Raw genomic sequence first — 14,302 nt, forward strand, 5'->3', positions numbered from 1 at the left:
TCGATTTTGTCCAGCGAAACGCGAGGCAAAAAAAGAGGCCCCGAAGGGCCTCATGACGATCTGGCTGATTACTTATAAGCGGACTGATGCACACCCACGGCACGACCTGATGGATCGTTCATGGTTTTGAAGGCTTCATCCCACTCAATGGCTTTCGCCGAGGAGCAGGCGACGGAGGGACCGCCAGGAACACACTCTGCTGCGCTTGGCAGCGGGAACAGCTCTTCGAAGATCTCACGGTACAGATAGGCTTCTTTCGAACCCGGCGTGTTGTACGGGAAGCGGAAGCTGGCGGTTTCCAGTTGCTGATCGGAAATCTGCTTCGCTGCCACTTCTTTCAGGGTGTCGATCCAGCTGTAACCTACGCCGTCAGAGAACTGCTCTTTCTGACGCCACGCCACGCTTGCAGGCAGGTAAGATTCGAAGCATTCGCGCAGAACATGTTTCTCCATCTTGCCGTTGCCGCACATTTTGTCCTGCGGGTTGATACGCATGGCCACGTCGAGGAATTTTTTATCCAGGAAGGGGACGCGCGCTTCAACACCCCATGCAGACATCGCTTTGTTGGCACGGGCGCAGTCAAACATGTGCAGGGCCTGCAGCTTACGCACGGTCTCTTCGTGCAGCTCTTTGGCATCCGGCGCTTTATGGAAGTAGAGGTAACCGCCGAACACTTCGTCAGAACCCTCGCCGGAAAGCACCATTTTAATGCCCATCGCTTTGATTTTACGGGACATCAGGTACATCGGCGTGGAGGCGCGGATGGTGGTCACATCATAGGTTTCAATGTGATAGATAACGTCGCGGATCGCATCCAGACCTTCCTGCACCGTAAAGTGAATTTCATGGTGCACGGTGCCCAGGTGATTTGCTACTTCCTGCGCGGCTTTCAGGTCCGGGGATCCTTCCAGGCCGACGGCGAAGGAGTGCAGCTGCGGCCACCAGGCTTCGGAGCGCTCCTGATCTTCCACGCGACGTGCGGCATACTTTTTGGTGATCGCCGAGATAACGGACGAGTCCAGACCGCCTGAGAGCAGCACACCGTAAGGCACGTCCGACATCAGGTGGCTTTTCACTGAATCTTCCAGCGCCTGACGCAGTTCGTTTTTATCGGTGACGTTGTCTTTAACGGCATCGTAATCGAACCAGTCGCGCTGATAGTACTGGCGAATTTCGCCATCCTGGCTCCACAGATAGCTGCCCGCCGGGAACTCTTTAATGGTGCGGCAAACCGGCACCAGGGCTTTCATTTCAGAGGCAACATAGAAGTTGCCGTGCTCATCATGGCCCATATAGAGCGGGATAATTCCGATGTGGTCACGGCCAATCAGGTACGCATCTTTTTCGCTGTCGTACAGCGCAAAGGCAAACATACCCTGCAGATCGTCGAGGAACTCGGGGCCTTTCTCCTGATAGAGGGCCAGGATCACTTCGCAGTCAGAACCGGTCTGGAAGGTATAGCGATCACCGTACTCCGCGCGCAGCGCCTGGTGGTTGTAGATTTCACCGTTGACCGCCAGCGCATGGGTTTTTTTCTCGTTATATAACGGCTGGGCACCGGCATTGACATCCACAATCGACAGACGCTCGTGCGCCAGGATGGCTTTATCGCTGGCGTAGACACCGGACCAGTCCGGGCCGCGATGGCGCATCAGACGGGACAGTTCCAGTGCTTTTTTACGCAGTTCGCCTGCGTCAGTTTTGATATCCAGTACGCCGAAAATTGAACACATAACCTTCTCCATTAACCCTGTTGCAGTGTGATGTTGCTTGCTTATGAAAATGCCGCAAAAGCGGAGGGGCGGCAAGCGATTTGCCGGGTAAAAAGAAAAAAGTGCAATACCTGTTGATGAATGTTGAAAAAAGCGTACGCCTTAAGCTGGATTATTGATGTTTATTCAGTAAAAGGCGTTTTTTATTAGATAGGTTTCTGTTTTTGATCAGCCAAAATGAAAAAACCACGTCCGGGGACGTGGTTTTGGGTTACAGGACATCAATTTCCGCGACCGAGGGGTAAATCCAGCTTGGTCGAAACGGCATCGAATCGATATCGTCCAGGGTGGATACCCCTGACAGCACCAGGATGGTTTCCAGCCCGGCCTGGAAGCCCGCCAGAATATCGGTGCGCAGGTTATCGCCCACAATCACCGTATCTTCCGAGTGGGCCTGCATTGTGTTGAGTGCCGCACGAATGATCCACGGGCTGGGCTTACCAACATAAAACGGCATGCGGCCGGTCATCTTCTCGATACCGGCACAGAGCGCGCCACAGGCCGGGTAAAAGCCGCGGCCATGGGTATCCGGGTTGGTGGCGATAAAGCGGGCGCCGTTGGCGACAAAGAAGGCCGCCTTGTGCATCATCTCCCAGTTATAGGAGCGCGTTTCGCCAACGATAACAAAGTCGGGGTTGACGTCGGTGATGGTAAAGCCCGCTTTGTACAGTTCATGGATCAGTGCGCCTTCACCGACCACGTACGCTTTTTTGCCCTCCTGACGCTTCAGGAAGTCTGCGGTGGCCATTGCCGAGGTATAGAACACGCTGGCGGGCACATCGATACCGGCGGTGGCAAAACGGTTCGCCAGATCCTGCCCGGTCTGTGACGGGAAGTTGGTGAGCAGCACCAGCGGCATGCCTTTTTCCATGATGCCGTTAAGAAACTCTGCTGCGCCCGGCACGGCAACGTTGTCGTGCATCAGCACGCCGTCGATATCACAAATTACATTCTTAATGGTCATGGACTTCCCGACATCAAAAAAAGAAGGCGTCACTATAAAGCGCTGTCAGCTTTCCAGCAAACGCTGCAACAGGATACCGTTAAGCATGGCGCGTTTTACCAGGGCAAAAGCGCCAATCGCGGAACGGTCGTTCAGCGCGGAGCGAACAACCGGCAGGTTCTGGCGAAACGCCTTCAGCGCCTGGGTATTGATGCACCCTTCGATGGCGGGCAACAGCACTTTTTCAGCCTCGGTAATTTCACCGGCGATCACCACTTTTTGTGGGTTAAACAGGTTGATGGCGATGGCAATGGTTTTACCCAGATGACGGCCAACCTGCTCAATCACTTCACTGGCTAACGCGTCGCCTTTATTGGCCGCCCGGCAGATGGCGTTGATTTTACAGTCATCGAGCGTGACGCGGCTCTGATAACCCTGCTCCAGCAGATGACGGACTCGTTGCTCAATGGCGGCATTGGCAGCGACGGTTTCCAGACAGCCAAAGTTGCCGCAGTGGCAGCGCTCACCCAGCGGGTCAACCTGAATGTGGCCAATCTCGCCCACGTTACCGTTACGGCCAATAAAAATGCGGCCATTAGAGATAATACCGGCGCCCGTACCGCGGTGAACGCGCACCAGAATTGAGTCTTCACAATCCTGACTTGCACCAAAGTAGTGCTCCGCCAGCGCCAGGCTGCGGATATCGTGACCCACAAAGCAGGTCACGGCGAAACGCTTCTCCAGCGCGTCGATCAGCGCCCAGTTTTCAACCTGAATATGCGGCATATAGCGGATCACACCGCTTTCCGGGTCGACAAGCCCGGGCAGGATCACCGAAATGGCAATCAGCTCGCGGATTTTGCGCTGGCAGGATTCGATAAACAGCTCGATGGCGTTAAGCAGGGCATGTTCGAGGGTCTCCTGAGTGCGTTCCGGCAGGGCATAGTGCTCTTCAGCAATGGCCTTACTGCTCAGATCGTACAGCGTCAGGGTGGCGTCATGACGACCAAGGCGCACGCCGATAGCGTGGAAATGACGGGTTTCGGTAACAATCGAGATAGCGCGACGGCCTCCGGTGGAGGCCTGCTGATCCACTTCTTTAATCAGCCCGCGCTCAATAAGCTGACGGGTAATTTTCGTCACGCTGGCGGGGGCAAGCTGGCTCTGTTCTGCAATCTGAATCCGCGAGATAGGTCCGTGCTGGTCAATCAGTCGATAAACCGCCGCACTGTTCAGCTGCTTTACCAGATCAACGTTGCCAATTTGAGCTTGTCCGCCAGGTGTCATACTTTCGCTTACTCTGTAACGACCTCGTTACCATTAACGATGGTCTTGATGATTTTATAATCGTGTGTGAATGCGGTGAGGTTAGCGACCATCCCCGGTGCAATACTGCCCAGCTGTTTGTCTACGCCAATCGCGCGTGCCGGATAGAGCGTTGCCATACGCAGCACTTCATCGAGGGCAATGCTGCAATGTTCAACCAGATTGCGCACGCCTTCGATCATGGTCAGAGCCGAACCGCTTAACGTTCCGTTCTCATCCACACAGAGTCCATTCCGGTAGTATATTGTTTTACCAGCAAAAATGAACTGTTCAATATTTGCCCCTGCCGGTGCCGTGGCGTCGGTAACCAGGCAGAGTTTGTCACCTTTCAGGCGTTTAGCGTTACGCACGTTGGCATAATCGACGTGTAAACCGTCGGCAATAATGCCGCAGTAAACGTCCGGTTCGTCAAAGATTGCCCCGGCGAGACCGGGTTCGCGTCCGGTAATATAAGGCATGGCGTTATAAAGATGGGTCGCGAAGGTGATACCGGCGCGGAAGCCCACTTTGGCCTCTTTCAGCGTGGCGTTGGAGTGCCCTGCAGAGACCACAATACCTGCGCCCGCCAGCTTGCGGATCACTTCAGGATCGACCATTTCTGGCGCCAGGGTCACTTTGGTGATCACATCCGCGTTGGCACAGAGGAAATCAACCAGTTCATCGTCAGGTTTACGGACGTAATCAGGATTATGGGTGCCTTTCTTGACGATATTCAGCCACGGTCCCTCAAGGTGCAGGCCCAGCGCCTGGTGTGGATATTTCGCCAGATATTCACGCATCACGCGAACGCCTTGCTTCATCAGGTCGTCGCTGGTGGTGATAAGCGTCGGCAGGTAGCTGGTGCAGCCCGATTTTTCATTAGCACGCTGCATAATTTCCAGCGTTTCAACGGTGACGGCGTCGGCGGTATCGTTGAACTGCACGCCGCCACAGCCGTTAAGCTGTACGTCGATAAAACCGGGGGAGATGATTGCTCCATTGAGCGAGCGTTGTTCAATGTCCGCTGGCAGTTCAGCCAGTGGGCAGACACGTTCAATCAGGCCATTGGCGATAACGATCGCATGGTCATCCAGAATTTCATGGCCGGTATAAATCCGACCGTGGGTTAAAGCGTACATAACGACCCCCGGTTTAAAAATAGCATGCCGTCTCTGCAGGCAGAGACGGCGTCACATTACAGACCTTTAATGTTTTCTGCTTCTAATTCGTTGAAATATTTCAACGTCTTCACTTTCAGTTCCATGGTAGACGGTTCATCGCATACCACAACCGCTTTCGGATGCAGCTGCAGGCAGCTGATGGTCCACATGTGGTTGACGTTGCCTTCTACCGCCGCCTGCAGCGCCTGCGCTTTCACGCTGCCCAGCACCAGAATCATCACTTCTTCCGCATCCAGCAGGGTACCTACGCCAACGGTCAGGGCATATTTTGGCACCTGGTTAACGTCGCCATCAAAGAAACGGGAGTTTGCCACACGGGTGTCATGTGTCAGGGTTTTGATACGGGTACGGGAGGCCAGAGAAGAGGCAGGTTCGTTGAAGGCGATATGGCCGTCGTTGCCGACGCCACCCATGAACAGGTGGATTTTACCGTACGCACGGATTTTTTCTTCGTAATGACGGCACTCTGCATCGATATCCGGTGCATTTCCATCCAGCAGATTAATATTTCCCGGTTTAATATCAATATGATCAAAGAAATTCCGGTGCATGAAGCTATGGTAGCTTTCCGGGTGATCTTTTGGCAGGCCAACGTATTCGTCCATGTTGAAGGTAACAACATGTTCAAAGCTAACCTGGCCCGCTTTATGCATCTCAACCAGTGCTTTATAGGCGGTAAGAGGTGTGCCACCAGTCGGCAGGCCGAGTACAAAAGGACGATCGGCTGTCGGTTTAAACGCGTTGATACGTTGTACGATATGGCGAGCAGCCCATATACCTACTTGTTCTGCGGTTGCCAGGGGGATCAGTCTCATTATTCACCTCTGAAGTTTTAGTAAAAGTTGGCGGATTGCTTGTCGGGGCATGCTATAAGCCTAACCTGGTTCACACCGAGAGGGGTCAATCCGTCTTGATTTTTCGTATCATAAAATAAGTTTTCCCTGTTTGCCAGTACAGGGGAGGGGGATAAACAATATTTGGTGACAAAACTCACAAAAAGTACGCGTTTAATTTGCGATACGAATTAATTTTCCACACACTCTCAAAGCCAGTGAATCATCAACTGTATTTACAAGTTAGTGACACAATAAAAACACAGCTGAGAACATACCGTTATAGGGGTCTCATAGGGGGAACAAATTGAGCATTTTAGGTTACTTACAAAAGGTTGGCCGCGCCTTAATGGTGCCGGTCGCCACGCTGCCAGCGGCGGCAATACTGATGGGTGTCGGTTACTGGATTGACCCGGTGGGTTGGGGTGGAGACAACGCGTTAGCGGCGTTCTTCATTAAATCCGGTTCTGCCATTATCGATAACATGTCCGTACTGTTCGCCATTGGTGTGGCTTATGGTATGTCCAAAGATAAAGATGGTGCTGCGGCGCTGACCGGCTTCGTGGGCTTCCTTGTGCTGACCACGCTCTGCTCCCCGGCTGCGGTTTCTATGATCCAGAAGATCCCCGCGGACCAGGTGCCGGCTGCGTTCGGTAAGATCAGCAACCAGTTCGTGGGGATCCTGGTGGGTATCATCTCCGCTGAACTCTACAACCGCTTCAGTGGTGTTGAGCTGCCAAAAGCGCTCTCCTTCTTCAGCGGCCGTCGTCTGGTGCCGATCCTGACCTCCTTTGTGATGATCGTTGTGGCCTTCATCCTGATGTACATCTGGCCGGTGATCTTCGACGGTCTGGTGAACTTCGGTGAACAGATCCAGAAACTGGGTTCTGTCGGTGCGGGCGTCTATGCGTTCTTCAACCGTCTGCTGATCCCGGTCGGTCTGCACCACGCGCTGAACTCCGTATTCTGGTTTGACGTTGCCGGTATCAACGATATCCCTAACTTCCTCGGCGGCGCACAGTCCATCGAAGCAGGTAAAGCGGTTATCGGTATCACCGGTCGCTACCAGGCGGGCTTCTTCCCAATCATGATGTTCGGTCTGCCGGGTGCTGCGCTGGCTATCTACCACTGCGCACGTCCTGAGAACAAAGCGAAGGTACTGGGTATTATGATGGCGGGCGCATTCGCGGCCTTCTTCACCGGTATCACCGAGCCGCTGGAATTCTCCTTCATGTTTGTGGCGCCTGTGCTGTATGTGATCCACGCCGTACTGACCGGTATCTCTGTATTCATTGCAGCAAGTATGCAGTGGATCGCGGGCTTCGGCTTCAGTGCTGGTCTGGTGGATATGGTGCTCTCTTCCCGTAACCCACTGGCGGTTCACTGGTACATGCTGATCCCACAAGGTCTGGTGTTCTTCGCTATCTACTACGTGGTGTTCCGCTTCACCATCACCAAATTCAACCTGATGACCCCGGGCCGTGAGCTGGCGGTTGCCGGTAGCGAAGCAGATGGTCAGGATGTGAATGTCAGTGCTGCAACCAATGAAGACGTTTCTGGTCTGGCGCGTCAGTACATCGCGGCAGTTGGCGGCTCCGATAACCTGACCGGTATCGATGCCTGCATCACCCGTCTGCGTCTGAACGTGAAAGACTCTTCTCTGGTCAACGAAGCGATGGCGAAGCGCCTGGGCGCATCTGGCGTCATTCGTCTGAACAAAACCAGCGTGCAGATTATCGTTGGCTTCGTGGCTGAGAAAATCGCCAATGCGATGAAAACTACCGGTCCTGTTGCCGCTGCTGAAGCGACATCTGCGCCAGCTGCCGCACCTGCGGCTGTTAAGCCACAGGCTGTTGCCAACGCGACCACCATCGCAGCACTGGTTTCACCAGTGACCGGCGACGTAGTGGCCCTGGAGCAGGTACCTGATGAAGCCTTCGCCAGCAAAGCCGTCGGTGATGGCGTGGCGGTGAAACCAACGGAGAAAACCGTTGTGTCTCCTGCGGCGGGCACCATCGTTAAAATCTTCAACACCAACCACGCGTTCTGCCTGGAAACCGAGAAAGGCGCGGAGATCGTTGTCCACATGGGTATCGATACCGTTGCGCTGGGTGGTCAGGGCTTCAAACGCCTGGTCGAAGAGGGTGCGGAAGTGGTTGCGGGTCAGCCGGTTCTGGAGATGGATCTCGACTACCTGAACGCCAACGCGCGCTCGATGATTAGCCCGGTTGTCTGCAGCAATATCGACGACTTCAGCGGCCTGGTCATTAAGGCGCAGGGTCAGGTTGTTGCTGGCCAGACACCACTGTATGAAATTAAAGGCAAATAAGTGCTCCTGAGTAAGCGTTAGTGCCTGAGCGGCGGGGATATCCCCGCCGCTTTTTTTTGCAGCAATCGCCCTCATAATTCTCTTCAGAGACCGTTTTTTGCGTAACTAAAGGTTGTCACTACGCCCGGCTTATAAGATCATATGCCGTTATACGTCGTTTACGCTTTGAGGAATCCACGATGAGTGAGGCTGAAGCCCGCCCGAGCAACTTTATCCGTCAGATCATTGATGAAGATCTGGCCACTGGTAAGCACACCACAGTTCATACCCGTTTCCCGCCGGAGCCGAACGGCTACCTGCACATTGGTCATGCGAAATCGATCTGCCTGAACTTCGGCATCGCGCAGGACTATCAGGGTCAATGCAACCTGCGTTTCGATGACACCAACCCGGTGAAAGAAGATATCGAATACGTAGAGTCCATTAAGAACGACGTGCAATGGTTGGGCTTCAACTGGTCTGGCGACATCTGCTACTCCTCCGACTATTTTGACCAGCTGTATGCTTACGCCGTAGAGCTGATCAACAAAGGTCTGGCCTACGTTGACGAGCTTTCCGCTGACGAAATCCGCGAATACCGCGGTACGCTGACCGCGCCGGGCAAAAACAGCCCGTACCGCGATCGCAGCGTGGAAGAGAACCTGGCGCTGTTTGAAAAAATGCGTGCCGGTGGCTTCGAAGAGGGTAAAGCCTGTCTGCGCGCTAAAATCGATATGGCCTCGCCGTTTATCGTGATGCGTGACCCGGTGCTGTACCGCATTAAGTTTGCCGATCACCATCAGACCGGCAGCAAATGGTGCATCTACCCGATGTACGACTTCACCCACTGCATCAGCGATGCGCTGGAAGGCATTACTCACTCCTTATGTACGCTGGAGTTCCAGGACAACCGTCGCCTGTACGACTGGGTGCTGGATAACATCTCCATTCCGGTACATCCGCGTCAGTACGAGTTCTCTCGTCTGAATCTGGAATACACCGTGATGTCCAAGCGTAAGCTGAACCTGCTGGTGACCGACAAGCATGTTGAAGGCTGGGATGACCCGCGTATGCCAACCATCTCCGGTCTGCGTCGTCGTGGCTACACCGCTGCCTCCATTCGTGAGTTCTGCAAACGCATCGGCGTGACCAAGCAGGACAACACCATCGAGATGGCGTCGCTTGAATCCTGCATTCGCGAAGATCTGAACGACAATGCGCCGCGCGCGATGGCGGTTATCGATCCGGTTAAGCTGGTTATCGAAAACTACCCGCAGGGCGAAAGCGAGCTGGTGACCATGCCTAACCATCCGAGCAAGCCGGAGATGGGTAGTCGTGAAGTGCCGTTCAGCGCAGAGATCTGGATCGATCGTGCCGACTTCCGCGAAGAAGCGAACAAGCAGTACAAACGTCTGGTGCTGGGCAAAGAAGTGCGCCTGCGCAACGCTTACGTGATCAAAGCTGAGCGCGTTGAAAAAGACGCTGAAGGCAATATCACCACCATCTTCTGCACCTACGATGCCGAGACCTTGAGCAAGGATCCGGCCGACGGTCGCAAGGTGAAAGGCGTTATCCACTGGGTCAGCGCGGCACATGCGCTGCCGGTTGAGATCCGTCTGTACGATCGCCTCTTCAGCGTGCCAAACCCGGGTGCTGCTGAAGACTTCCTGGAGGTGATTAACCCGGAGTCGCTGGTGATCAAGCAGGGCTTTGCGGAGCCATCCCTGAAAGAGGCTGTTGCCGGTCATGCGTACCAGTTTGAGCGCGAAGGTTACTTCTGCCTCGACAGCCGCTACGCCACTGCGGACAAACTGGTATTTAACCGTACCGTCGGTCTGCGTGATACCTGGACGAAAGTCGGTGAGTAACTGATTATTTTTTGATAAACGCCGCGTATAGCGGCGTTTTTTTTGCCCCGCAAGCAAGCCATTAACCAACAATATGTTCGCGTTGCGAATTAATCCCATTTCTTAAAACGATTCGCTTTCTCTTCCCTTTCACAAATTCACGATAATAGCTATCGAACTGGCCGTTAAATAGCTGTCTGTTAAAAATAACCCGCTAATTACGTGCATTATTTTAATTAAAAATTCTTTTCAGTTTTGATTGTTACAAATAGCAATCAAATATGTGCGCTTTGTCATAATCCTGACTTTTGATCGCTGAAAAGCATTGATAATTCGCGTCGCGAAAAATAGTCTACAGACAGGAGATGTAAGCGGGTATTTCTGGTTACCTCCATTTTTTTACTTTTTTGTTTTTCGCCGTTTAAGGCGCTTTAAATACGTCAAAGAGGATTAATTATGCGTACGTTCAGTGGCAAACGTAGTGCGCTTGCGCTGGCTATTGCCGGTGTAACAGCAATGTCAGGCTGGATGGTTTCTCCGAAAGCCCAGGCCGAAGGTTTTATTGATGATTCCACGCTCACGGGCGGTATTTATTACTGGCAGCGTGAACGTGACCGCAAAAATGTCGAAGCAGACAAATACGAAACTAACCTGGCTCACTCCACCTGGAACGCCAACCTTGATTTCCAGTCCGGCTATGCCGCCGACATGTTCGGTCTTGATCTCGCTGCGTTCACAGCCATCGAAATGGCGGAAAATGGCGACAGCGGCCACCCGAACGAAATTGCATTCTCCTCCAGCAACAAAGCCTATAAAGAGGACTGGTCCGGTGATAAGAGCGGGATCAGCCTGTATAAAGCGGCTGCTAAATTTAAATATGGCCCGGTCTGGGCGCGCGGCGGCTGGCTGCAGCCAACCGGTCAAACCCTGTTAGCGCCGCACTGGAGCTTTATGCCGGGTACCTATCAGGGTGCCGAAGCCGGGGCCAACTTTGACTACGGCGACAGCGGTGCGCTGAGTTTCTCGTACATGTGGACCAACGAGTACAAAGCGCCGTGGCACCTGGAGATGGACAAGTTCTATCAGAATGACAGAAAAACCCGCGTCGATTATCTCCACTCCTTTGGCGCGAAGTACGATTTCAAAAATAACCTGATTCTGGAAGCCGCCTTTGGTCAGGCCGAAGGTTACATCGATCAGTATTTTGCCAAAGCCAGCTACAAGTTAGATATCGTGGGCGGCCCGCTCTCGACCAGCTACCAGTTCTACGGCACGCGTGATAAAGCCGACAGCGGCACCGTGAATGATATCTACGACGGCACGGCATGGCTGCAGGCGCTGACCCTGGGTTATAAGGTCGGCCAGGTCGATTTACGTCTGGAAGGGACTTACGTTAAGGCGGAAGGGCAGCAAGGTTACTTCCTGCAGCGTATGACCCCAACCTACGCTTCGTCCAACGGTCGTCTGGACGTGTGGTGGGATAACCGCTCCGACTTCAACGCCAACGGCGAAAAAGCGGTCTTCTTCGGCGCGATGTATGACCTGAGCAACTGGAACCTCGCAGGCTGGAGCTTAGGTGCTTCTTATGTTTACGCCTGGGATGCAAAACCGGCAGACTGGCTGATCAACAGCGCGGGCCAGCGTGAAGATATCGCCTCTAACAAGATCAAAGAGTCTGCCTATAGTCTGGATGCGATCTACACCCTGCAGGACGGTCGCGCGAAAGGCACCATGTTCAAACTGCACTTCACGCAGTATGACAACCATTCCGATATCCCAAGCTACGGCGGCGGTTACGGCAACATCTTCCAGGATGAGCGAGACGTGAAGTTTATGGTTATCGCCCCGTTCACCATCTTCTGATGACACTTCCGGCGGGGGATAACCCCGCCGACCGGAGACTGCTATGCTGAAAAAAATCGTACTGGTCGCGCTGGTGGCATCAGGACTGACCGCCTGCGCGCAACCCCAGACCCAGAAAGAAGACACCCGTCTGAAAGAGGCCTACAGCGCCTGTATCAATACCGCTGAAGGGTCGCCAGAGAAGATCGAAGCCTGCCAGAGCGTGCTGGACGTGCTGCGCCAGGAGAAGGCGCACGAGCAATTTGCGACGCAAGAGACCGTTCGGGTTGCAGATTACCAGGCCTGTATCCAGGCGCGTAAAACGGGTAACAATCAGGACGTGACCAAAGACTGCGATAAAATCTGGCAGGAGATCCGCAATAACAACAGCAAGTAATCGGCTGTTTGCCACGCCCGGTGGCGCTACGCTGACACGGGCCTACAAATGTGTAGGTCTGTGTCAGTGAGGCGCCACCGGGCTTTTTACATAATGACAGGCAAAAAAAAGCCAACCGTCAGGTTGGCTCAGAGTATGCGGATGAATTATTTCGCGTCGTGCGCGTGGTCATCTTCGCGGCAGTCGCCTTCGGCACAGTGGCCATACAGGTAGAGACTGTGGTTGGTCAGACGAATGCCGTGACGTGCGGCAATTTCACGCTGACGTGATTCGATAGAGTCGTCGCTGAATTCGATCACTTTGCCGCAATCCAGGCAAATCAGGTGATCGTGGTGATGCTGCTGCGTCAGTTCAAATACGGATTTACCGCCTTCAAAATTGTGACGCGTCACGATGCCTGCATCGTCGAACTGGTTCAGTACACGGTAAACGGTCGCCAGACCAATCTCTTCGCCCATGTCGATCAGACGCTTGTATAAGTCTTCCGCACTGACATGATGGTTATCCGGACCCTGAAGCACTTCCAGGATTTTTAACCGTGGAAGCGTGACTTTCAGTCCGGCCTTCTTTAATGCGGTGTTGTTGTCAGTCATGCGGAATCTGTCCTGTTGCTAAACGATTCACTTCTAAAGAAGAAGTGACAGAAAATGCACCTGGGAAATGCGTCTCATTATAGAACTGCCATGACCTAATGAAAACTGCAAGTCTCAAGTAAAGTATGCTTATAAAAACGTGGTACCGCCAACAAACTTGTTACAGGGTGACCCGTTTGAACCTGGATCATTGTACAGGTATGGCAGGAAAAGTTAAAAATTTGTAGCAATTATTTTGATTGATATTACCTATCAATGCGGCGCAACTTTAACGTTGCGCCGCAGCATTTCAGGCGTTGAGGATATCGTCGAGATGCAGCTCTTCGCGAACCTGCTTAACCCATTTCTCTACGCGCTCAGCGGTCAGTTCAGGCTGGCGATCTTCGTCGATGGCGAGGCCCACGAAGTGATTATCATCGGCCAGACCTTTTGAGGCTTCGAAGTGGTATCCAGCAGTTGGCCAGTGACCAACGATCACGGCGCCGCGCGGCTCAATGATGTCGCGGATGGTGCCGAGAGCGTCGCAGAAGTACTCTGCGTAATCTTCCTGATCGCCACAGCCGAACAGGGCTACCAGTTTGCCGTTGAAATCGATCTCTTCCAGAGACGGGAAGAAGTCGTCCCAGTCGCACTGCGCTTCACCGTAGTACCAGGTAGGGATGCCCAGCAGCAGAATATCGTAACCTTCGATATCTTCTTTGCTGCTTTTCGCAATGTCATGCACATCGGCAACGTCTTTACCTAGCTGTTTTTGAATGTTTTTTGCGATATTTTCGGTATTACCCGTGTCGCTGCCAAAAAAAATGCCGATGATTGCCATGAGTAAAATAACCTCTTGAAACTTAATGGTATGGTGGCGCAATTTAGCCACGGATAAGGGCAATCATAGCAGAACAGAGAAGCCTGCGGAAACTGCAATCACCCAGGACTGCACTCTGTGCTACATGAAAGCAACAAGAAGGGGAGTTTTCTGACTTACGCTTTGCCGTGCCATTTCTCGAGCTGCGAAATCAGCATCTCTTCAATCAGCTCACTGCGGCTGATATCACGGGCATTCGCCAGCTCGTTCAGCGCATCGACGGCGTCAGCGTTCAGTTTCAGCTCGACGCGTTTAAGCCCGCGGCTTTTATCGCGTTTAAGCTGATTGCGCTTATTGATGCGCAGCTGTTCATCACGCGAAAGCGGATTGGTTTTCGGTCGTCCCGGGCGACGCTCATTCGCGAACAGATCTAATGTCGTGCGGTCCGTGTGTTCTTTGGCCATGATTTTGAGACTTCGGGG

The 14,302-nt window shown here is 53.3% G+C and carries 12 protein-coding genes; 4 read left to right on the forward strand and 8 right to left on the reverse strand.

Going from position 1 to position 14,302, the window contains the following annotated elements:
- Nucleotides 1-68: 68 nt before the first annotated feature.
- From asnB to nagB, 5 genes are all read right to left on the reverse strand, one after another.
- Nucleotides 69-1,733, reverse strand: a complete 1,665-nt coding sequence (asnB, locus tag GNG26_RS06075; RefSeq protein WP_103178688.1) for an asparagine synthase B — start codon at nt 1,731-1,733, stop codon at nt 69-71.
- Between the two features lie 250 nt (nt 1,734-1,983).
- Nucleotides 1,984-2,736: an HAD-IIA family hydrolase gene (locus GNG26_RS06080; protein WP_103181044.1), complete on the reverse strand. Its 753-nt coding sequence runs from the start codon at nt 2,734-2,736 to the stop codon at nt 1,984-1,986.
- Nucleotides 2,737-2,781: 45 nt separating this feature from the next.
- Nucleotides 2,782-4,002: an N-acetylglucosamine repressor gene (locus tag GNG26_RS06085; protein WP_156238071.1), complete on the reverse strand. Its 1,221-nt coding sequence runs from the start codon at nt 4,000-4,002 to the stop codon at nt 2,782-2,784.
- A gap of 8 nt (nt 4,003-4,010) precedes the next feature.
- Nucleotides 4,011-5,159: an N-acetylglucosamine-6-phosphate deacetylase gene (gene nagA, locus GNG26_RS06090; protein ID WP_114315618.1), complete on the reverse strand. Its 1,149-nt coding sequence runs from the start codon at nt 5,157-5,159 to the stop codon at nt 4,011-4,013.
- Nucleotides 5,160-5,215: 56 nt separating this feature from the next.
- Nucleotides 5,216-6,016, reverse strand: a complete 801-nt coding sequence (nagB, locus tag GNG26_RS06095) for a glucosamine-6-phosphate deaminase (protein WP_156238073.1) — start codon at nt 6,014-6,016, stop codon at nt 5,216-5,218.
- Between the two features lie 325 nt (nt 6,017-6,341).
- Here nagB and nagE point away from each other — a divergent pair, with 325 nt between their 5' ends.
- The 4 genes from nagE to chiQ all read left to right on the forward strand — a co-directional run bounded on the left by nagE (nt 6,342) and on the right by chiQ (nt 12,428).
- A complete protein-coding gene (nagE, locus tag GNG26_RS06100; RefSeq protein WP_156238075.1) occupies nt 6,342-8,363 on the forward strand; it encodes an N-acetylglucosamine-specific PTS transporter subunit IIBC in 2,022 nt (673 codons plus the stop codon).
- Nucleotides 8,364-8,542: 179 nt separating this feature from the next.
- Nucleotides 8,543-10,210, forward strand: a complete 1,668-nt coding sequence (gene glnS / locus GNG26_RS06105; RefSeq protein ID WP_114315615.1) for a glutamine--tRNA ligase — start codon at nt 8,543-8,545, stop codon at nt 10,208-10,210.
- A 435-nt stretch (nt 10,211-10,645) separates the two neighbouring features.
- A complete protein-coding gene (gene chiP, locus GNG26_RS06110) occupies nt 10,646-12,052 on the forward strand; it encodes a chitoporin (protein WP_156238077.1) in 1,407 nt (468 codons plus the stop codon).
- A gap of 43 nt (nt 12,053-12,095) precedes the next feature.
- Nucleotides 12,096-12,428, forward strand: a complete 333-nt coding sequence (gene chiQ / locus GNG26_RS06115) for a ChiQ/YbfN family lipoprotein (RefSeq protein WP_197080134.1) — start codon at nt 12,096-12,098, stop codon at nt 12,426-12,428.
- Nucleotides 12,429-12,574: 146 nt separating this feature from the next.
- Here chiQ and fur read toward each other — a convergent pair whose 3' ends face one another.
- The 3 genes from fur to ybfE form a co-directional block, all read right to left on the reverse strand.
- The gene (fur, locus tag GNG26_RS06120; RefSeq protein WP_010428651.1) at nt 12,575-13,021 is read right to left on the reverse strand and encodes a ferric iron uptake transcriptional regulator; all 447 of its coding nucleotides are present in this window, start codon (nt 13,019-13,021) and stop codon (nt 12,575-12,577) included.
- Nucleotides 13,022-13,310: 289 nt separating this feature from the next.
- A complete protein-coding gene (fldA, locus tag GNG26_RS06125) occupies nt 13,311-13,841 on the reverse strand; it encodes a flavodoxin FldA (RefSeq protein WP_168192007.1) in 531 nt (176 codons plus the stop codon).
- Nucleotides 13,842-13,996: 155 nt separating this feature from the next.
- Nucleotides 13,997-14,284, reverse strand: coding sequence for a LexA regulated protein (gene ybfE / locus GNG26_RS06130; protein ID WP_156238079.1), 288 nt, complete (start codon nt 14,282-14,284; stop codon nt 13,997-13,999).
- Between the last annotated feature and the right edge of the window lie 18 nt (nt 14,285-14,302).

It is taken from the genome of Leclercia sp. J807 (genome assembly GCF_009734465.1).
GTDB lineage: Bacteria > Pseudomonadota > Gammaproteobacteria > Enterobacterales > Enterobacteriaceae > Enterobacter.

Excerpts from the sequence above, each read along its gene's own strand:
- asnB (WP_103178688.1), bottom strand. The coding sequence starts at position 1,733 with ATGTGTTCAATTTTCGGCGTACTGGATATCAAAACTGACGCAGGCGAA.
- GNG26_RS06080 (WP_103181044.1), bottom strand. The coding sequence starts at position 2,736 with ATGACCATTAAGAATGTAATTTGTGATATCGACGGCGTGCTGATGCAC.
- GNG26_RS06085 (WP_156238071.1), bottom strand. The coding sequence starts at position 4,002 with ATGACACCTGGCGGACAAGCTCAAATTGGCAACGTTGATCTGGTAAAG.
- nagA (WP_114315618.1), bottom strand. The coding sequence starts at position 5,159 with ATGTACGCTTTAACCCACGGTCGGATTTATACCGGCCATGAAATTCTG.
- nagB (WP_156238073.1), bottom strand. The coding sequence starts at position 6,016 with ATGAGACTGATCCCCCTGGCAACCGCAGAACAAGTAGGTATATGGGCT.
- glnS (WP_114315615.1), top strand. The coding sequence starts at position 8,543 with ATGAGTGAGGCTGAAGCCCGCCCGAGCAACTTTATCCGTCAGATCATT.
- chiP (WP_156238077.1), top strand. The coding sequence starts at position 10,646 with ATGCGTACGTTCAGTGGCAAACGTAGTGCGCTTGCGCTGGCTATTGCC.
- chiQ (WP_197080134.1), top strand. The coding sequence starts at position 12,096 with ATGCTGAAAAAAATCGTACTGGTCGCGCTGGTGGCATCAGGACTGACC.
- fur (WP_010428651.1), bottom strand. The coding sequence starts at position 13,021 with ATGACTGACAACAACACCGCATTAAAGAAGGCCGGACTGAAAGTCACG.
- fldA (WP_168192007.1), bottom strand. The coding sequence starts at position 13,841 with ATGGCAATCATCGGCATTTTTTTTGGCAGCGACACGGGTAATACCGAA.
- ybfE (WP_156238079.1), bottom strand. The coding sequence starts at position 14,284 with ATGGCCAAAGAACACACGGACCGCACGACATTAGATCTGTTCGCGAAT.